The organism is Mycobacterium scrofulaceum (assembly GCF_001667885.1).
Lineage (GTDB): Bacteria > Actinomycetota > Actinomycetes > Mycobacteriales > Mycobacteriaceae > Mycobacterium > Mycobacterium scrofulaceum_C.
Map to the genome: position 1 here is coordinate 14,796 of NZ_LZJW01000033.1, position 20,433 is coordinate 35,228.

The window sequence follows — 20,433 nt, forward strand, 5'->3', positions numbered from 1 at the left end:
GTCGTGTGCGTGGTTTAAGTGTCGCGAGCCTCCGCGAGCGCCCGGGCCCAGACGATGTGGCGATGCTGCAGCCCGGGTTCGTTGCGGCCGAACAGCAAGTGGTCGCGAGCGCCCGACTCGAGGTTGGCCTGCAGGCCCTCGACCAGCCGGTAGTCCTCGTCGCGCACGGTGGCGTGGGCATACTCGAAGACCGCTTGAGCGCCGGCGGCCACCGATTCGTCGGTCAGGTCCAGCGGCGTCGAATTCTGGTGCACCGTAGTCGATCTCCCCGGTCGATCGCCGGGGTAGATGCGGAACAGCTCGCCGTTGGCGATGGTCACCGACAGCACGATGTTGGGGAACAGCGCGTAGATGACGACCATGTTCTGGAACGGATCCCACTGATCTTCGGGGACCTCGTCCAGCCCCAGGATCGTGTTGAGAGGGAAGATCAGCCGGTGGTGCGGACCGAACGCGTCGAAGACCGTGCAGTTGCTGCGGGCGATCGTGGCGAAGGTCTGCTGGTGCACGGTGGCGAAATGGTAGTTCTCCGAGAAGGTGTCGACCGCGAGCTTCCAATTGATCGGGCAGTCGAGCACCTTCTCGCCCAGCGGCGACCAGCGTCCGATGCCCCACGAATCAAGCTCTTCGGCCAGGGGGCCGAGGTGCGCGGCGACGTCGAGCGGGGTTCCGGGATCCAGTGTGATCCAGAGGAATCCGGCGAACTCGGCCGCAGGGAGTTCGGTCAGGCCGTCGCCCGGCTTCGCCGCGCTTGCGATCGCCGCGGTGGTGTGGCGGCGACCCGCGTCGCCCGGCTTCGCCGCGCTTGCGATCGCCGCGGTGGGAAAACCCTCGCGACCAGGCAACCCGACCAAGCGCCCGGTGTTGTCGTAGGTCCACGCGTGGTACGGGCAGGTGAATCGCTTTGCGCTGCCGCATCCCGTCGCCACCTGCGACTGGCGGTGCAGGCAGACGTTGTTGAACGCCTTGACCGATCCGTCGGCCGTTCGGGTCAGCAAGATGGACCGGCCCATCACCGTCTTGGTGCAGTACGTGCCGGGGGCGGGCAGCTCCGAGGCATAGCCGACCAACTGCGGGCTGGCCATCAACAGGGCGCGGTCCTGCTCGTGGCGGTCCGCCGACGTGTAGGCCCGCGCCTCGACGCGGTGCTCCTCCGGGGCGAGATCGGTGGTCCTGTCACGCGCCAACTTCACAGCGCGGCGGGTGAGGTCGATCAGCTGGTCGCGTTCCATCTGATCAGTACAGACCTTGCGACAGTTGTAAGGTCAAGGCGTGGCTGAGCAGTTGCTGATCGGCGACGTCACGGCCCTGACCGGGATCGCTTCCGGTCGCATCCGCCACTACGAGAAAATCGGCCTGCTGCGCGCCGAGCATCTGTCCAATGGCTATCGCGTCTTCGGCGTGGAGCAGGTGCTCGACCTGTTGCGCATCGATCTGATGAGAAGTCTCGGCGTCAGCATCAACGACATCCAGCGGCTGGTCGCGGGCGGGCGCACCACGTTGGCCGGTGTGCTCGATGAGCACCGGACGTTGTTGATGCGTCAGCGCGACCGGCTGGACCAGCTGATCGCGGCCATCGACCGGTCCCGCGCCGCCACCGATCGCCCCGCCGAAGACGTCAACGAGGACATCCTGCGCAGGCTGGCGACCACTCACCGCGACAGCATCGGGGTCATCGGGCGGCTCAGCGCACCGCTGTCCGAGCCCGTCGCCGCGATGTACGCCGACCTGTTCGACGAGTGGGACTTGCCGGTTCCGGTCCTCTTCGGCCAGATGGTCCTGCCGGCGGCGGCCAGCACGTTGTTGGCGGAACTGGCCGAGACGCCGGGACGCCAGGTGCTGTTCGACCGGTTACGCAACCTCGCCGGCGACGTGATCACGTTGGCCGACGACGGGGCGGCGACGGAGCTTGCCCACCGCTGGATCGACGAGCAACTCGCCGACCCGCTGCCCGACGACGTGGTCGGCGTGCTGCGGGGAGTGCAACCGGCGCTGGAGCGCGACCCGGTCATCGTGCAGGGATTCCGGGCCTGGGCGGGATCGATCAACCCGGCCGCCGCGCACTTCCTCGACGAGATCGCCCGGCAGACCGCCGGCCGCGGCCTGGAGGCCGTGAGCGTCATCGTGCTGCCCACCGCGACGTCGCCCCAAACCCAGGATGTGGCACTGTGATGCAGATGTGATCAGTGTGGTCAATGTGTCAGATGGGGTTGCTGTCGTACTCTGTCGCTTGTGTCCTGCGTTTCGCGTCGCGACCTGCTCAGATTGGCGGCCGCAACCCCAGCCATAGTGGGCCTGGGCGTCGCGGGCGCATCCATGGGCGCCGCGCCGGCGTCGGCATCGCTCGGCACCCTGTTGGACTACGCGGCCGGCGTCATCCCCGCCAGCCAGATCAGGGCCGCCGGGGCCGTGGGTTCGATCAGGTACGTGTCGGACCGGCGACCCGGCGGCAACTGGATGCTTGGCAAGCCGATCCAGGTCGCCGAGGCGCGTGACCTCGACAGCAACGGGCTCAAAATCGTGTCCTGTTATCAGTACGGCAAGGGCAACACCGCCGACTGGCTCGGCGGAGCCAACGCCGGGCTTCAGCACGCGCAGCGCGGGATGCAGCTGCACGCCGCCGCCGGTGGGCCGGCCACCGCGCCGATCTACGCCTCCATCGACGACGACCCCTCCTACGACCAGTACAAACAGCTGATCGCGCCGTATCTACGGTCGTGGGAGTCGGTGATCGGTCATCAGCGCACAGGTGTGTACGCCAATTCGAAGACCATCGACTGGGCGCTGCACGACGGTTTGGGGTCTTACTTCTGGCAGCACAACTGGGGCTCACCCAAGGGGTTCACCCACCCCGCCGCCCATTTGCATCAGGTTGAGATCGACAAACGCAGCGTCGGCGGGGTTGGGGTAGACGTCAACGAAATCCTCAAGCCGCAATTCGGCCAGTGGGCCTAGCCGCCGGGTCCCTTCACCGGCCGACGTCGGGCGGCCACTCTTAAAGATCCCAGCAAACACTCGTTCGCTCATTCTGGGCGGCGGTGGGTGCGAACGCCTCCCGATCGACACGCTTGAGCCGGGTTGGACGCGGCTCGACGGCTCGAAATTTTTACATAACGATTACATAACAAAACTGCTTTGATCAGCGCAGTTATAGCTACTCGACCGTAACCACCTACATGCAGCAGGTTTGTTCGCCGGGCCCGCGCCGCCGATTCAGGCCGGTGTTACCCAGGACACGGTTACCCATGCGTAGAACTCACCAGTAACCAATCACCACGCAAAACGGGGCTCGATCCTTATGACACTCTTAGTACAGCCGATGCAGTCCGCCGCGCCGCTCCACCGACCCGGACGGCCCGCCGACAACACACCGGTCAGACGGATCTTCGGTCGCGATTCGATGTGGAATCGACGGACTCTGTGAGTTCCTGTCCCCTTCGGACCGGCTGAACGCACTGATACGTAAGACGTACAAGAGGCATTGAGGGAGATACAGACGTGACGATCCACGAGCACGACCGGGTGTCCGCTGATCGCGATTCGAACGAACCGCACACCGCCCACGCTCTGGTCGACCGTCTGACGGCCGGCGAGCCGTACGCCGTCGCGTTTGGCGGCCAGGGCAGCGCCTGGCTGGAGACCCTCGAAGAATTGGTGTCATCGGCCGGGATCGAGTCCGACCTGGCAACGCTGGTCGGTGAGGTGGAACTGCTGCTCGAGCCGGTGGCCAAAGAGCTCGTGGTGGTGCGCCCGATCGGTTTCGAGCCGCTCACCTGGGTGCGCGCGCTCGCGGCCGAGGACCCCGTTCCGTCGGACAAGCACCTGACGTCGGCCGCGGTGTCGATTCCCGGGGTGCTGCTCACCCAAATCGCCGCCGTGCGCGCGCTGGCACGCCAAGGCATGGACCTGAACGACACCCCGCCGGTGGCCGTCGCGGGGCATTCGCAAGGCGTGCTCGCGGTCGAGGCGCTCAAGGCCGCCGGCACCCGCGACGCCGAACTGCTGGCGATGGCGCAATTGATCGGCGCGGCCGGGACGCTGGTGGCCCGTCGGCGCGGCATCTCGGTGCTCGGCGACCGCCCCCCGATGGTGTCGGTGACCAACGCCGACCCCGAGCGCATCGGCCGCTTGCTCGACGAGTTCGCGCAAGACGTCCGCACCGTGTTGCCGCCGGTGTTGTCCATCCGCAACGGCCGACGCTCGGTCGTCATCACCGGCACACCCGAGCAGCTGTCCCGGTTCGAGCTGTACTGCCGGCAGATCTCCGAGAAGGAGGAGGCCGACCGCAAGAACAAGCTGCGCGGTGGGGACGTCTTCGCGCCGGTCTTCGACCCGGTGCAGGTGGAGGTCGGGTTCCACACGCCCCGGTTGGCCGACGGCATCGACATCGTCGGCGGCTGGGCCGAAAAGGTGGGCCTCGACGTCGCGCTGGCGCGCGAGCTGACGGAAGCCATCCTGGTGCGCCGCGTCGACTGGGTCGAGGAGATCAACCGCGTGCACGAGGCCGGTGCGCGCTGGATCCTCGACCTGGGGCCCGGAGACATCCTGACCCGGCTGACCGCGCCGGTGATCCGGGGCCTCGGTGTGGGCATCGTGCCCGCCGCGACCCGCGGCGGGCAGCGCAACCTGTTCACCGTCGGCGCCGTCCCCGAGGTGGCGCGGCCCTGGTCGAGCTACGCCCCCACGGCGGTTCGCCTGCCCGACGGCCGGGTCAAGCTGTCGACCAAGTTCACCCGGCTGACCGGACGCTCGCCGATCCTGCTTGCGGGCATGACCCCGACGACGGTCGACGCCAAGATCGTCGCCGCCGCGGCCAACGCTGGATACTGGGCGGAGCTGGCCGGTGGTGGGCAGGTCACCGAGGAGATCTTTGCCGCCCGCGTCGACGAGCTCTCCACGCTGCTCGAGCCGGGCCGCACCTATCAGTTCAACGCGTTGTTCCTCGACCCGTACCTGTGGAAGCTGCAGGTCGGCGGAAAGCGCTTGGTGCAGAAGGCCCGTCAGTCCGGCGCGGCGATCGACGGCCTGGTGATCAGCGCCGGCATCCCGGACCTCGAGGACGCCGTGGAGCTGATCGAGGAGCTCAACGACGTCGGCATCAGCCACGTGGTGTTCAAGCCCGGCACGGTCGAGCAGATCCGCTCGGTCATCCGCATCGCGACCGAGGTGCCCACCAAGCCGGTGATCATGCACATCGAGGGTGGGCGTGCCGGCGGCCACCACTCCTGGGAAGACCTCGACGACCTGCTGCTGGCAACGTATTCCGAACTGCGGTCGCGCCCCAACATCACCGTCTGCGTCGGCGGCGGCATCGGCACGCCCGAGCGGGCGGCCGAGTACCTGTCCGGGCGCTGGGCCGAGAAGTACGGCTTCCCGCTGATGCCCATCGACGGCATCCTGGTCGGCACCGCGGCGATGGCGACGCTGGAGGCCACCACCTCCCCGTCGGTCAAGCGGATGCTGGTCGAGACGCAGGGCACCGACCAGTGGGTCGGCGCCGGAAAAGCCGTGGGCGGCATGGCTTCCAGCCGCAGCCAGCTGGGTGCCGACATCCACGAGATCGACAACAGCGCCTCGCGGTGCGGGCGGCTGCTCGATGAGGTCGCCGGTGACGCGGAGGCGGTGGCGGCTCGTCGTGACGAGATCATCGCCGCGATGGCCAACACGGCCAAGCCGTACTTCGGTGACGTCGCCGACATGACCTACCTGCAGTGGCTGCAGCGCTACGTCGAGCTGGCCATCGGTGAGGGCGACTCCACCGCCGACACGGCCGCGCCGGGCAGCCCCTGGCTGGCCGACACCTGGCGCGACCGGTTCCAGCAGATGCTGCAGCGCGCCGAAGCCCGCTTGCACACAAAGGATTCCGGCCCCATCGAGACGTTGTTCAACGATGCGGCCCTGCTGGAACGGCCTGACGACGCGATCGCCGCACTGCTTACGCACTACCCGGACGCCGACACCGTGCAGCTGCATCCGGCCGACGTCCCCTTCTTCGTCACCCTGTGCAAGACGCTGGGCAAGCCGGTCAACTTCGTGCCGGTCATCGACAAGGACGTGCGGCGCTGGTGGCGCAGCGACTCGCTGTGGCAGGCGCACGACGCCCGCTACGACGCCGACCAGGTGTGCATCATCCCGGGCACCGCTGCCGTGGCCGGCATCACCCGGATGGACGAACCGGTCGGCGAGTTGTTGGACCGCTTCGAGCAGGCCGCCATCGACGAGGTGCTCTCCTCCAACGGGCAGCCCCGGGCCGTCGCGTCGCGTCGCCTGGGTCGGCAGGACGTGACCGGACCGCTCGCCGTCGTGCTGGACGCCCCCGACGTGCAGTGGGCCGGCCGCACCGCGACCAATCCGGTCCACCGGATCGCAGACCCCGGCGATTGGCTGGTACATGACGGGCCTGAAAGTCGCCGCGCCACACACTCATTCACCGGCGCGCGGCTTGAGGTCGACGGCGATCGGGTGGTGCTGAGCGTCCCGATCTCGGGGACTTGGATCGACATCCCGTTCACTCTGCCGGCCAACACCGTCGACGGCGGAACCCCGGTGGTATCCACCGAGGACGCCGCCACCGCCATGCGCGCCGTGCTGGCGATCGCCGCTGGTGTCGAGGGGCCGGAATTCCTGCCCGCGGTCGTGGACGGCACGGCCGCCGTGACGGTGGACTGGGACCCCGAGCGGGTCGCCGACCACACCGGGGTCACCGCCACCTTCGGCGAGCCGCTGGCGCCCGGCCTCACCACCGTGCCCGACGCGCTGGTCGGCCTGTGCTGGCCCGCGGTATTCGCGGCGATCGGCTCGGCGGTCACCGACGCCGGCGTGCCGGTCGTCGAGGGCCTGCTGAGCCTCGTGCACCTGGACCACGCCGCCCATGTGGTCGGTGCCCTGCCGAAGGTCGCGGCCGAATTGGCCATCAGCGCAACGGCTTCCCCGGCCGTCGACACGGACATGGGCCGTGTGGTCCGGGTCGCGGTGACGATCGCCGACGCCGACGGCGCGACCATCGCCCGTTTCGACGAGCGCTTTGCGATCCTTGGTCGCACGGGCTCTGCCGAGCTCACCGACCCGGTGCGGGCCGGCGGTGCGGTGTCGGAGAACGCGACCGACACCCCGCGTCGCCGCCGCCGCGACGTCCGGCTGACCGCCCCTGTCGACATGCGACCGTTCGCCGTGGTGTCCGGTGATCACAACCCGATCCACACCGACCGGGCGGCCGCCCTGCTGGCCGGCCTGGAATCGCCGATCGTGCATGGCATGTGGTTGTCGGCCGCGGCGCAGCACGCGGTGACCGCCACCGACGGTCAGGCGCGCCCGCCGGCCCGGCTGATCGGCTGGACCGCGCGCTTCCTGGGCATGGTGCGCCCCGGCGACGAGGTCGACTTCCGCGTCGAGCGCGTCGGAATCGACCGGGGAGCAGAGGTTTTGGAAGTCGCGGCCCGCATCGGCTCCGACCTGGTGATGTCGGCGACGGCGCGCCTGGCCGCCCCGCACACGGTGTACGCCTTCCCGGGCCAAGGCATTCAGCACAAGGGCATGGGCATGGACGTCCGCGCCCGGTCGAAGGCCGCCCGCAAGGTGTGGGACAAGGCGGACAAGTTCACCCGCGACACGCTGGGCTTCTCGGTGCTGCACGTGGTGCGCGACAACCCGACCAGCATCATCGCCAGCGGCGTGCACTACAACCACCCCGAGGGGGTGCTGTACCTGACGCAGTTCACCCAGGTCGCCATGGCGACCGTGGCGGCGGCCCAGGTCGCCGAGATGCGTGAGCAAGGGGCCTTCGTCGAAGGCGCGATCGCCTGCGGCCACTCGGTCGGCGAGTACACCGCGCTGGCCTGCGTCACAGGCATCTACGAGCTAGAAGCCCTGCTGGAGACGGTGTTTCACCGGGGTTCGAAGATGCACGACATCGTGCCCCGCGACGAGCTGGGCCGCTCGAACTACCGGCTGGCCGCCATCCGCCCGTCGCAGATCGACCTGCCCGATGATGAGGTCCCCGGCTTCGTGGCCGAAATCGCCGAGCGCACGGGCGAATTCCTGGAGATCGTGAACTTCAACCTGCGCGGTTCGCAGTACGCGATCGCCGGCACGGTCCGCGGCCTCGAGGAGCTGGAGGCCGAGGTGGAGCGGCGCCGCGAGCTCACCGGCGGCAAGCGTTCCTTCATCCTGGTGCCGGGGATCGACGTGCCGTTCCACTCGCGGGTGCTGCGCGTCGGGGTGGCGGAGTTCCGCCGCTCGCTCGAGCGCGTGATGCCGCGTGACAAGAACCCCGACGTCATCATCGGCCGCTACATCCCCAACCTGGTGCCCAGGCCGTTCACCCTCGACCGCGACTTCATCCAAGAGATCCGCGATCTGGTGCCCGCCGAGCCGCTCGACCCGATCCTGGCCGACTACGACACCTGGCTGGCCGAGCGCCGCAACGAGATGGCGCGCATCGTCTTGATCGAGCTCTTGGCCTGGCAGTTCGCCAGCCCGGTGCGCTGGATCGAAACCCAGGACCTGCTGTTCACCGAGGAGGCCGCGGGCGGCCTGGGCGTGGAGCGGTTCGTCGAGATCGGCGTGAAGTCGGCGCCGACCGTCGCAGGGCTGGCCACCAACACCCTCAAGCTTCCCGAATACGCGCACAGCACAGTCGAAGTGCTCAACGCCGAGCGTGACGCCGCGGTGCTGTTCGCCACCGACACCGACCCCGAGCGGGAGCCGGAGGCCGACGAGCCGGCCGCCGATTCCGACGCTGCCGCGTCGGACGGTGGGCCCAACCCCAATGTCGCCCCAGCCGTCGCTGCGGCTCCGGCCGCAGCTCCGTCCGGTGCTCCGAGGCCCGATGACATCGGGTTCGACGCCGCCGACGCCACCCTGGCGCTGATCGCACTGTCGGCCAAGATGCGCATCGACCAGATCGAGGAGCTCGACTCCATCGAGTCGATCACCGACGGTGCCTCGTCACGGCGCAACCAGTTGCTCGTCGACCTCGGGTCGGAGTTGAACCTGGGTGCCATCGACGGCGCCGCCGAGGCCGACCTGGCCGGCCTGCGGTCGCAGGTCACCAAGCTGGCCCGTACCTACAAGCCTTTCGGCCCAGTGCTTTCCGACGCGATCAACGACCAGCTGCGCACCGTGCTCGGGCCCTCCGGCAAGCGGCCCGCCGCGATCGCCGAGCGGGTCAAGAAGACGTGGGAGCTCGGCGACGGCTGGGCCAAGCACGTCACGGTGGAAGTCGCGCTGGGCACCCGCGAGGGCACCAGCGTGCGCGGGGGCGCCATGGGCCACCTGCACGAGGGCGCGCTGGCCGACGCCGCGTCGGTCGACAAGGTCATCGACGCCGCGGTCGCTTCCGTGGCCGCGCGCCGCGGGATCGCGGTGGCGCTGCCCTCTTCGGGTGGCGGCGGCGGTGCGACAGTCGACGCGGCCGCGCTGAGCGAATTCACCGACCAGATCACCGGCCGCGACGGTGTGCTCGCCTCGGCCGCCCGCCTGATCCTGGGCCAGCTCGGCCACGACAATCCGGTGAGCGCGCTGCCTGCGGCCACCGACGCCGAGCTCATCGACCTGGTCACCGCCGAACTCGGCGCGGACTGGCCGCGTCTGGTGGCACCGGCTTTCGACGCCAAGAAGGCCGTTGTCTTCGACGACCGGTGGGCCAGCGCCCGGGAGGACCTGGTCAAGCTCTGGCTGGCCGACGAGGGTGAGATCGACGCCCAGTGGAAGAGCCTGTCCGAAAGGTTCGAGGGCGCGGGCCATGTCGTCGCGACCCAGGCCACCTGGTGGCAGGGCAAGTCGCTGGCCGCGGGTCGCCAGATCCACGCGTCGCTGTACGGCCGCATCGCGGCCGGCGCCGAGAACCCCGACCCCGGCCCGTACAGCAGCGAAGTCGCCGTGGTGACGGGCGCTTCCAAGGGCTCGATCGCCGCGTCGGTCGTCGCCCGACTGCTCGACGGCGGAGCCACGGTCATCGCCACGACCTCGAAGCTTGACGATGAGCGGCTGGCGTTCTACCGCGGCCTCTATCGCGACCACGCCCGCTACGGCGCGGCGCTGTGGGTGGTCGCCGCCAACATGGCGTCCTACTCCGACATCGACGCACTGGTGGAATGGATCGGCACCGAGCAGACCGAAAGCCTTGGGCCGCAATCCATTCACATCAAGGACGCGCAGACCCCGACGCTGCTCTTCCCGTTCGCGGCGCCGCGCGTCGCCGGGGACCTGTCGGAGGCGGGTTCGCGTTCCGAGATGGAGATGAAGGTTCTGCTCTGGGCGGTGCAGCGGTTGATCGGTGGGCTGTCCAAGATCGGTGCCGAGCGCGACATCGCGTCGCGGCTGCACGTCGTGCTGCCCGGCTCGCCCAACCGCGGCATGTTCGGCGGCGACGGCGCCTACGGCGAGGCCAAGTCGGCGCTGGACGCGCTGGTGAGTCGCTGGCACGCCGAATCCTCTTGGGCCGCAAGGGTCAGCCTCGCGCATGCGTTGATCGGCTGGACCCGCGGCACCGGGCTGATGGGCCACAACGACGCCATCGTCGAGGCCGTCGAGGAGGCCGGTGTCACCACGTATTCCACCGAGCAGATGGCGGCCATGCTGCTGGACCTCTGCGACGTCGAATCCAAGGTGGCGGCGGCCGGCGCGCCGATCAAGGCCGACCTGACCGGTGGCCTCGCCGAGGCCAACCTCGACATGTCCGAACTGGCCGCCAAGGCGCGCGAGCAGGCCACGTCGAGCGAGCAGACTTCGGAAGACGCGGCGGCCGAGGGCACCATCGCCGCACTGCCGTCTCCGCCGCGCGGCGTCAAGCCGGCACCGCCGCCCGAGTGGGCCGACCTGGACGTCGACCCGGCCGACCTGGTGGTGATCGTCGGCGGGGCCGAGATCGGGCCGTACGGGTCGTCGCGCACCCGGTTCGAGATGGAGGTCGACAACGAACTGTCGGCGGCCGGTGTCCTCGAGCTGGCCTGGACCACCGGGCTGGTGCGCTGGGAGGACGACCCCCAACCCGGTTGGTATGACACCGAATCCGGTGACCTGGTCGACGAGACCGAACTGGTCGAGCGCTACCACGACATCGTGGTCGAGCGGGTGGGCATCCGTGAGTTCGTCGACGACGGGGCGATCGACCCCGATCACGCGTCGCCGCTGCTGGTGTCGGTGTTCTTGGAGAAGGACTTCTCCTTCGTGGTGTCCTCGGAGGCCGACGCTCGCGCCTTCGTCGAATTCGACCCTGAGCACACGATCGTGCGGCCCGTGGCCGACTCCAGCGACTGGCAGGTGATCCGCAAGGCCGGCACCGAGATTCGGGTCCCGCGCAAGACCAAGCTGTCGCGGGTCGTCGGCGCGCAGGTCCCCACCGGATTCGATCCGACCGTGTTCGGCATCAGCCAGGACATGGCCAGCTCGACAGACCGGGTGGCGCTGTGGAACATCGTCGCGACCGTCGACGCGTTCCTGTCGTCGGGATTCACCCCGACCGAGTTGATGCGGTGGGTGCACCCGGGCCTAGTGGCCAGCACCCAGGGCACCGGCATGGGCGGGATGACCTCGATGCAGACCATGTATCACGGCAACCTGCTCGGCCGGAACAAGCCGAACGACATCCTGCAGGAAGTGTTGCCGAATGTCGTTGCCGCGCATGTCATTCAGAGCTATGTGGGCAGCTACGGCGCGATGATCCACCCGGTCGGCGCGTGCGCGACCGCGGCGGTGTCGGTCGAGGAGGGCGTCGACAAGATCCGCCTCGGCAAGGCAGAACTGGTGGTTGCCGGCGGCTTCGACGACCTGACGCTGGAAGCCATCATCGGCTTCGGTGACATGGCCGCCACCGCCGACACGTCCATGATGCGGGGCCGGGGCATCCACGACTCGAAGTTCTCCCGGCCCAATGACCGGCGCCGGCTCGGCTTCGTCGAGGCGCAGGGCGGCGGCACCATCCTGCTCGCCCGGGGCGACCTGGCGCTCAAGATGGGCCTGCCCGTGTTGGCCGTCGTCGCCTACGCGCAGTCGTTCGCCGACGGCGTGCACAGCTCGATCCCGGCGCCGGGTCTGGGCGCCCTGGGCGCCGGTCGCGGCGGCAGGGACTCGCAGTTGGCGCGGGCGCTCGGCAAGCTCGGCGTCGGCGCCGACGACATCGCGGTGATCTCCAAGCACGACACCTCGACGCTGGCCAACGATCCCAACGAGACCGAGCTCCACGAGCGGCTGGCCGACTCGCTGGGCCGCTCCCAGGGCGCACCGCTGTTCGTGGTGTCGCAGAAGAGCCTCACCGGCCACGCCAAGGGTGGTGCGGCGGTGTTCCAGATGATGGGCCTGTGCCAGATGCTGCGCGACGGGGTGATCCCGCCGAACCGCAGCCTGGACTGCGTCGACGACGAGCTGGCCGGCTCGGCGCACTTCGTCTGGGTGCGGGAGACGCTGCGGCTGGGCGAGAAGTTCCCGCTCAAGGCCGGGCTGTTGACCAGCCTCGGGTTCGGGCACGTGTCCGGGCTGGTGGCGCTGGTGCACCCGCAGGCGTTCATCGCGTCGCTGGATGCCGATCAGCGCGCCGACTACCAGCGGCGCGCGGAGGCGCGGCTGCTGGCCGGTCAGCGCCGGTTGGCCTCGGCGATCGCCGGCGGCGCGCCGATGTACGAGCGGCCGGCGGACCGTCGCTTCAGCCATGACGCACCGGAGAAGCGTCAGGAGGCGGCGATGCTGCTGGACCCGGCATCCCGGTTGGGTGAGGGCGAGGCCTACGAGGTCTCGGCCGGATGACGTCGATTTGTCGTCCGGCCCCAGCCCGCTTGGCCGCGCGGACCGCATCGTCGCCGGACGCGACCGTCCGTTAGCCTGGCGTCCCATGGGAATTGTCGGTGTGGGGATCGACGTCGTCTCCATCCCTGAGTTCGCCGAGCAAGTCGATCAGCCGGGAACCGTCTTCTCCGAGACGTTCACGCCGGGTGAGCGCCGCGACGCCTCGGACAAGAGTTCGTTCGCGGCGCGCCACCTGGCGGCCCGGTGGGCCGCGAAGGAAGCGGTGATCAAGGCGTGGTCGGGGTCCCGGTTCGCGCAACGACCCGTGCTGCCCGAGGACATCCACCGCGACATCGAGGTGGTCACCGACATGTGGGGGCGGCCCCGGGTGCGGCTGAGCGGCGACATCGCCAAACACCTGGCGGATGTGACGATCCATGTGTCGCTGACGCACGAGGGGGATACCGCGGCCGCGGTGGCGATCCTGGAGACCCCCTGAACGTCACGCTGGCGTGACGCTCGACGGTGTGCGGGGACGACTAGCCTCGAGATCATGAGCGATCTTGTCGAGCGCGTCCGCGAGGTGTTGCCGTCGGTGCGCCGCGACCTCGAAGACCTGGTGCGCATCGAATCGGTGTGGGCCGACCCCGGCCGCCGCGACGAGGTGCACCGCAGCGCCCGGGCGGTGGCAGACCTGTTGTCGCAGGCCGGTTTTGGCGATGTGCAGATCGTCAGCGAGGGCGGCGCGCCCGCGGTCATCGCACGCCATCCCGCGCCGCCCGGCGCGCCGACCATCCTGCTCTACGCCCACCACGACGTGCAGCCCGAAGGCGACGCCGGCCAGTGGGTGACGCCGCCCTTCCAGCCCACCGAGCGCGGCGGGCGGCTCTACGGCCGCGGCAGCGCCGACGACAAGGCAGGCATCGCAACGCATTTGGCGGCCTTCAGGGCACACGGCGGCCAGCCGCCGGTCGGTGTGACCGTCTTCGTCGAGGGCGAAGAGGAATCCGGCTCGCCGTCCTTGGGCCGGTTGCTGGCCGCCCACTGCGATGCGCTGGCCGCCGACGTCATCGTCATCGCCGACTCCGACAACTGGAGCACCGACGTCCCCGCGCTGACGGTGTCGCTGCGCGGCCTGGTCGACTGCGTCGTCGAGGTCGCCACGCTCGATCACGGTCTGCACTCGGGTATCTGGGGTGGCGTCGTGCCCGACGCGCTGAGCGTCCTGGTGCGGCTGCTGGCCAGCCTGCACGACGACAACGGCGATGTGGCCGTCGCCGGCCTGCACGAAAGCACCGCCGCCGCTGTGGATTACCCGCCCGAGCGGGTGCGCGCCGACTCCGGCTTGCTGGACGGGGTATCCGAGATCGGTTCGGGCTCGGCGCCGCAGCGGCTGTGGGCCAAACCCGCGATCACCGTGATCGGCATCGACACCACGCCCATCGAAAAGGCATCGAACACGCTGATCCCGCGCGCCCGGGCGAAGATCAGCATGCGGGTCGCGCCCGGCGGAGACGCCGAGGCGCACCTGGACGCGTTGACATCGCATCTGCGCGAGCACGCGCCGTGGGGCGCGCACGTCACTGTCACCCGCGGCGACGTCGGCGAACCCTACGCCATCGATGCGAGCGGCCCCGTGTACGACGCCGCGCGAGCGGCCTTCCGGCAGGCGTGGGGCACCGAACCCATCGACATGGGCATGGGGGGCTCCATCCCGTTCATCGCCGAGTTCGCCGACGCTTTCCCACAAGCCAAGATCCTGGTCACCGGCGTCGAGGATCCCGGCACCCAGGCGCACAGCATCAACGAGAGTCTGCACCTGGGGGTGCTGGAACGCGCCGCCATCGCCGAGGCGCTGCTGCTGGCCAACCTGGCCTGACGACGACCCCTACGGGCGAACGCTTCACCGTCGCTGGGCCACGGCGTTGTTGTTTCCGGTCTTTTCGATCCTCGGTGAGCCCGAATGGTAGGTCACCGCATTGTCGTCGCCGAAGACGTCGATGGTGTCGGCGCTGTCGGCGGCCACATGGTTTCCGCTGCCGAAGATCTCGAGCCGTTCGCAGTGGCCGGTGACGGTGTAGGTGTTGTTGTCGCCGTCCAGCTTCAGGTTGCCGTTGTTGCAGTCGATCGTGCTCTTGGCGCCGCTATTGATCATCACCAGATTCCCCTGCACGGTGGTCCCGGCGTGACTCAAGAAGAACGCGGCCGCCACCGCCGCCACGACCGCGCACATCCCGAGAATCAACTTTCCTCGCGGCGTAGTCGCGAGCTTCGCCACGTCGCCGAAACTGCGCGGGCCGCCGAACTGCCCGCCACTGGACGCCTCGAACGGCTGCGGCGTGCCCGGCGACTTGCCCGCGCCGTGCTCAAGGTCGCGAATGTATTGCTCGGGGTCGTCCGCGTCCACGGCTAAATGATCCGCCTCGGCAGGCGTGGAGTGCAATGGTCGCCCCTGGTCACCGGCATCGGGCTGACCGTTACGGCCAGGGGAAGCCGGGTGCCGGCGGGGGCACCTCGGACGGGTCAGCTTCCCGGAAGTGATACACCGGGCCCGACGGGGTGCTTTCAGCGGTCACCGCGAACCAATGACAAACGCTCAGGTCGAACCCGGGCGGTATCGGAACCGTGTATCCCCATTTCTGGCCGGGGCAGTAATGCCAATAGGACGGCGGCGTAGCTTCGGCGGGCGCGGCCAAGCCCATGGCGGCCGCCAGTACACCGCCGGAAATCATCGCCGTCCCGATGATCCGCCCGAGTGATGTGCTCATTCCAGAATCCTTTGCTGCCGAACGCGCCGTACGCTACGGCGAATCACTTGAGAAATTCTTGACGTTCGCTTGGGGCTACCGATCCCAATTTTCGTATTGGGCTCGGGGCTGTCGTGGTGTGAAGTTGCCGGAAGGCCACAACGAGTGCAAAGTACGCGTCAGCGGGGGCACAGAGTACGGGTCAGCGGGGGCAAGAAGGGAGCTCTGATGAAGACACAGTTCGCTGCGGCCTCCGCGGCATTCGTTTCAGCGTGGCTGATGGCCGCACCGGGTGCGCTCGCCGCACCGGGCGATGCGGTCGTCTACACCGTGACCTCGGACGCCCCGTTGGCCGCGGTGTCCTACATAGACGCGACGGGAACCCTGCAGACGCTGACCAGTCAGCAGGTCCCCTGGTCCATCTCGTTCACCAGTAAGGACTCAAGTCCCACGGCGGTGCTGACCGTCGCGGCGAACCCAACCGGTCAAAAGACGACCTGCACGATCACGGTCAATGGGACGGTGAAGGACACCAAGTCGACGACGGGCTCGGGTGAGGCCGGCCTGGCGCAGTGCGCCGCGTAATCGGGTAACGCCGGCGGTTCAGACGGAAAGGTCGCGGCGCAGTTTGGCGACGTGGCCGGTCGCCTTCACGTTGTATTGCGCGACGGCGATCTTGCCCTTCTCGTCCACCACGAAGGTCGAGCGGATCACGCCCTGCACCGTCTTGCCGTACATCTGCTTCTCGCCATAGGCGCCCCAGGCCGTCAGCACCTTGCGGTCCGGGTCCGACAGCAGCGGGAACGTCAGCTTCTCGGCGTCGCGGAACTTGGCCAGCTTCTCCGGCTTGTCGGGGGAGATGCCCACCACGTCAAGGCCGGCGTCGCTGAGTTCGTGCAGGTTGTCGCGGAAGTCGCAGGCCTGCTTGGTGCAGCCCGGTGTCGAGGCCGCCGGGTAGAAGTACACGATGACGCGACGCCCCTTGTAGTCGGCCAGCGACACCGTGTTGCCGTCGGCGTCGGGCAGGCTGAAGGAGGGTGCCTTGTCGCCCGGCGCAAGCCGTGTGGTCTCGGCCAATTTCGGGGCCCCTTTCTGTTCACCGGAGCGTTGGGGTTATCGCCAGCTGATCTAGGGTAGTGCCTCAGGTGCATCAGGCCGATTGGGAGGACAGACACGTGGCGGACCGGGACCCCGAGGCCATCAAGCGGGACATCGACGTCGCCCGCGACCAGCTGGCGGCGACCGTCGACTCGCTTGCCGTGCGAGCCAACCCGCGCCGCCTCGCCGATGACCTCAAGGTGAAGGTAATCGCCTTTGTCAAAAAGCCCGCGGTGACGGTGTCGCTGGCCGGTGTCGGCGTCCTCGTCGTCGTGGTGGTGGTGCACCGCGTCCGGAACCGCTGACGCGTCAGGCCATGCCGGCGCCGGTGCCGCTTAGAACGTGCACCGGAATGTCGTCGGCCCAGGGCTGCGACGTGACCATGTCGTCGACGTCGACGTAGCCGCGCTCGAATTCGCCGGTCGCCGCGTCGACCAGCCGGTATTCCTGGCGCTGCAGGTGGATGGGCTGCGCGTCCAGGATCACCACCCGCACGTCACCGGGCTCGAAATGGCAGCGCTGCTGTAACGCCTCGATGAGGCACTCGTTGTGCATGTGCCCGTCGCCGAAGTTCCAGCCCAGCACCATCGAGCACAAAACCTCGCCCTCGCACAGGTTGTAGTCGGCCTCGTCGTAGCCGGCCAGCGCGCGGTGCACCAGGGTGAACAGCGCGCGCCCGTGCGTGTTCATCCCGCGGAACGCCATCGCAAGGTGCAGGGGGACCAGGGTGGCCTCTTTGGAGCCGTAGAGGCGCTCCAGCTGCAGGTGTTGCATCGGCCCCAGCGCGCGCGAGCCGGTGCGAAACTTCTCGTCGACCGACGGCTTGACGCACCACACCGTGGTGTCCCAGTTGCCCGCGTAATACCGCATGCCCGGCAGGAAGGACACCTTGCGCGGGTACAGGTTGCCGATGGCGACGACGCCGGCGATGACCACGAACAGGATCGCCACCGGCACCGGGTTGGCCAGGTCCGACAGTCCGAGGGGGGCGTGCGCGACGAACAGCGACAGCACCCCGAAGATCATGAACACGTTCCACTCCAACGGCACCCCCATCGGGAAGGCCAGCAAGATGTTCAGGTGGAACACGATCATCACGAACGCGGCGATGGCGGTCGGCCAGCCGCCGTGGGAGAACAGCAGCGCCAGCGGCACCAGGCCTTCCACGGCGGTGGAGAAGTGTGCGATGAAACCCGCCAGCGCGCTGGGTCGCAGGTCGTCCGGATAGCGCTTGAACATCGATCGCTTCAGCGCCCCGGACGGGATGAACGGGTTGTTCGCGAGCATCGTCGAGATCACGAATGGGAAGTGCCGGTTGAGTTTTGACGTCGCCGCCCCGAGCCAGATCACCATGAAGACCACCTTGGCCCCGATGATGCAGTCCGCGCCGGAGAACAGGAAGACCAGCGCCAGCGGCGCGTAGACCTCGCCGCGGGCGGCCAGGAAGATCACCTTGTCGCGCAGGCCGAGGACGGCCAGGACCGCGAGGATCGCGACGGTGTGCCACGGCGCCAGCACGCCAATCTTGGTGTGCAGGGCGGGAATTGGGCCGGTGCCGTCGGACACGAGCGCGACGGCAAGCAGCGCCAGGAGCGCGCCGTACAGGATGGCGTCGATCGGGCTGCGGACGCTGCCCTTGGTCAGTGGCACCCGGTCGGGCCATGGCGGCAACCGGATGGTGCCGGGCCGCAACCAGTACAGGATGGAGCCCATCGGCGGGAAATACCGGCCGGCCAGCGGCCCGAAGCAACAGCCCAGGCCGATGACTTCGAACAACATCGTATACAGCACGGCCTTTTGGAACACGATCGGTTCCGACCACCAGGCGGCGACGCCCGTGAAGCTGCCGATGCCTGTCGTGCACCACCCGAACACCCAGCCGCCGAGGATGTACAGCGCGATCTTCACCCCGTACATCACATGCATCACCAGGGGCGTGCCGAACCCGTTCTCGGCGATGTGGCGCACCATCGGCACGATCCGCTGAGCGCGGGGTTGCTTGCTCCATTCGGCCACGTCGACGACGGGCAGATTCGGCTGGATGAACCCCATTGCAGCTCCTTCGGCACGGCTCGTTCCACGGGGCACTCGCTGTGAAGGAGAAGCTACCTGCACGGTCATTCGCGCGGCAGCCGATTAACGCCGAAAAGTCGGGTGGGCCCGAATTGCGGGCGGACGGGACGTCTGGTGGGCGTCCTCGAATTTTCAATGGTGCGCCGTCAGGGTTTCGAACCCCGGACCCGCTGATTAAGAGTCAGCTGCTCTACCAACTGAGCTAACGGCGCTTACGACGGCCGAGACCGCGTACGCGACAATAACAGGCGTCCTGCCGCGCTGTGAAATCCCCGGATTGCTCCAGGATACCGACCGCCAGGGGGTGGCCGGGTCCTGGCCCGGACGGATCGGTGGCGTCGGTCACGAAATGGGCTGCAGCGCAGGTCACTCAGAACAGCGTTCCGCAATACGGCGCCCGCTCGGTCCTGAACGCGGCATCCAACTCCCGTATCGCGCCCGGTCGCTGTTCCGCTATCCGGCCCGCGCGGAGCAGGTCGGAGGCGCTGTGCGCGCCCAGGTAGATGGTGGCCAAGTCGGCCAGCCCGATCTGCACGTCGGTGGCTCCCTCGTGGGGCGCGCACTTTGCCACGCCGTCACGACCCTGCAGCAGGAACCGCCCGCCCGCCAGCTCAAGCGGGTCGGCGACGTCGAGTGTGATCTCGATGTCGGTGGCGTACGCGCGGGTGCCCAGCACCTCGGGTACGTCGTTGATCCGCACCCACAGGAAATCGCTGACGTTGGTGGTTTCGGCGGCGCGCAGGTCGGTGAGCTTCAGCGGCAGCGGGTCGTCGACCGGCACGTCGATCTCTATGGTGTCGAACATTTCCAGAACCAACAGCGTCTGCAGCAGCTCGGTGTGCGCGTCGTCCGTGATGGGGCAGAAGTCTTCGACAACGACGTTGCCCAACGGGGGCCGGTAACCGTGATTGGACCCACCGACGACGCGGTACGTCAGGAATCCGTCCGGATGGATCGTGTAGTTCAACGCAGTTGCGTTGCCCCGCTGTGTCGGCCGGTCCTGCAGGTGGTCCGCCCACCACGCGTCGCTGCGCGTTACCGCTCCCGGCGTTGCGGCACACCAGCGTTCGTAGATTTCCGGCAAGCGTGACTTCGCTTCGTCGGCGTCGATCTCACGGGCCCGAACGGCGCCCGGCGCCGCTCGTAGCTTCGCGAAGCGGCGGTCAACGGAATAACTGCGCGTGTAACTGGCCACGCCCGCCCCGAAGCCGTCATACATCGCGGTCTGGGTCGGCACACCGAAGACGATGGGGTAACCCCGTTCCATCAGAATGCCCAGCCCTTTAGCACTGAGCTGTCCCCAAACGCCCTTGCCCTGATGGGTTGATGCGACGGCGATCATCGTCAGCCAGGCGGCTCGCAGAGTGGCACCGGGCACGGTCAGCCGGGTGGGATAAATGATCGAGGTCCCCACCAGCAATGGCCGTTGCGGATCGGAGACGTCCTCGGCCACCAAGATGTCGTCGACCTCGACGCGGCGTTTCCACGCTTCGACGCTTTCCGGGTCAATGGGATCCCCGAAGGTGCGAGCCTGATTGCGGTAAACCGCCTGCAATTCGTCCTTGGTTGGGTGCCGCATGTTGATGGCGCCGCCCGTCGAGTTCATCGCACATCCAATCCGCTTATAGCCCAGCCAAACCGGCGCTCCGCACAGCGAATGGCCTACCGATGACTTCCCCTTCGGGCGATACCCGGGTCATGGGATGCCAAACGTCGCCGCCCGTCGCGGTGAATGTGGGTCAGGGCGTCTGGTTCGGGTATAGGGATACGCCGGGGGATTCCTAGCGGAAAGGGC

13 protein-coding genes and 1 tRNA gene are annotated in these 20,433 nt (G+C 68.3%); 7 read left to right on the forward strand and 7 right to left on the reverse strand.

All coding sequences use genetic code 11. The features are described 5' to 3' along the window. Positions 1–14: 14 nt before the first annotated feature. A complete protein-coding gene (locus A5681_RS03950) occupies positions 15–1,232 on the reverse strand; it encodes an aromatic ring-hydroxylating oxygenase subunit alpha (RefSeq protein ID WP_067269585.1) in 1,218 nt (405 codons plus the stop codon). Positions 1,233–1,272: 40 nt separating this feature from the next. Here A5681_RS03950 and A5681_RS03955 point away from each other — a divergent pair, with 40 nt between their 5' ends. From A5681_RS03955 to A5681_RS03975, 5 genes are all read left to right on the forward strand, one after another. Continuing rightward, positions 1,273–2,172 carry a MerR family transcriptional regulator gene (locus A5681_RS03955; RefSeq protein WP_067269587.1) on the forward strand — a complete coding sequence of 300 codons (900 nt, stop codon included), beginning with the start codon at positions 1,273–1,275 and terminating at the stop codon, positions 2,170–2,172. 60 nt (positions 2,173–2,232) lie between these two features. Then, on the forward strand, positions 2,233–2,955 hold the full coding sequence (locus tag A5681_RS03960) for a DUF1906 domain-containing protein (RefSeq protein ID WP_067269589.1): 723 nt from the start codon (positions 2,233–2,235) through the stop codon (positions 2,953–2,955). Positions 2,956–3,498: 543 nt separating this feature from the next. Then, positions 3,499–12,741 carry a type I polyketide synthase gene (locus A5681_RS03965; protein ID WP_067269590.1) on the forward strand — a complete coding sequence of 3,081 codons (9,243 nt, stop codon included), beginning with the start codon at positions 3,499–3,501 and terminating at the stop codon, positions 12,739–12,741. Between the two features lie 85 nt (positions 12,742–12,826). Continuing rightward, entirely contained in the window at positions 12,827–13,219 is a 393-nt protein-coding gene (locus A5681_RS03970; protein WP_067269591.1) for a holo-ACP synthase, read from the forward strand. Positions 13,220–13,273: 54 nt separating this feature from the next. Continuing rightward, positions 13,274–14,599, forward strand: a complete 1,326-nt coding sequence (locus A5681_RS03975) for a dipeptidase (RefSeq protein WP_067269600.1) — start codon at positions 13,274–13,276, stop codon at positions 14,597–14,599. Between the two features lie 24 nt (positions 14,600–14,623). Here A5681_RS03975 and A5681_RS03980 read toward each other — a convergent pair whose 3' ends face one another. Together A5681_RS03980 and A5681_RS03985 are read right to left on the reverse strand one after the other, a co-directional pair. Further along, positions 14,624–15,127: a DUF3060 domain-containing protein gene (locus A5681_RS03980; RefSeq protein WP_067269601.1), complete on the reverse strand. Its 504-nt coding sequence runs from the start codon at positions 15,125–15,127 to the stop codon at positions 14,624–14,626. 70 nt (positions 15,128–15,197) lie between these two features. After that, the gene (locus A5681_RS03985) at positions 15,198–15,488 is read right to left on the reverse strand and encodes a hypothetical protein (protein ID WP_067269602.1); all 291 of its coding nucleotides are present in this window, start codon (positions 15,486–15,488) and stop codon (positions 15,198–15,200) included. 207 nt (positions 15,489–15,695) lie between these two features. Here A5681_RS03985 and A5681_RS03990 point away from each other — a divergent pair, with 207 nt between their 5' ends. Next, a complete protein-coding gene (locus A5681_RS03990; RefSeq protein WP_082968187.1) occupies positions 15,696–16,052 on the forward strand; it encodes an MmpS family transport accessory protein in 357 nt (118 codons plus the stop codon). An 18-nt stretch (positions 16,053–16,070) separates the two neighbouring features. On the opposite strand, the gene bcp is transcribed toward A5681_RS03990, so the two are convergent. Beyond that, complete coding sequence (bcp, locus tag A5681_RS03995; RefSeq protein ID WP_067269604.1) at positions 16,071–16,544, reverse strand: thioredoxin-dependent thiol peroxidase; 474 nt, start codon at positions 16,542–16,544, stop codon at positions 16,071–16,073. A gap of 98 nt (positions 16,545–16,642) precedes the next feature. On the opposite strand from bcp, the gene A5681_RS04000 reads away from it, so the two are divergent. Then, complete coding sequence (locus tag A5681_RS04000; RefSeq protein ID WP_067269705.1) at positions 16,643–16,870, forward strand: DUF3618 domain-containing protein; 228 nt, start codon at positions 16,643–16,645, stop codon at positions 16,868–16,870. A 4-nt stretch (positions 16,871–16,874) separates the two neighbouring features. On the opposite strand, the gene A5681_RS04005 is transcribed toward A5681_RS04000, so the two are convergent. From A5681_RS04005 to A5681_RS04015, 3 genes are all read right to left on the reverse strand, one after another. After that, positions 16,875–18,617 carry a DUF3556 domain-containing protein gene (locus tag A5681_RS04005; RefSeq protein WP_067269606.1) on the reverse strand — a complete coding sequence of 581 codons (1,743 nt, stop codon included), beginning with the start codon at positions 18,615–18,617 and terminating at the stop codon, positions 16,875–16,877. A gap of 157 nt (positions 18,618–18,774) precedes the next feature. Then, a tRNA-Lys gene (locus tag A5681_RS04010) sits at positions 18,775–18,850 on the reverse strand. A gap of 158 nt (positions 18,851–19,008) precedes the next feature. Further along, on the reverse strand, positions 19,009–20,244 hold the full coding sequence (locus A5681_RS04015) for a GNAT family N-acetyltransferase (protein ID WP_067269608.1): 1,236 nt from the start codon (positions 20,242–20,244) through the stop codon (positions 19,009–19,011). Positions 20,245–20,433: the final 189 nt, after the last annotated feature.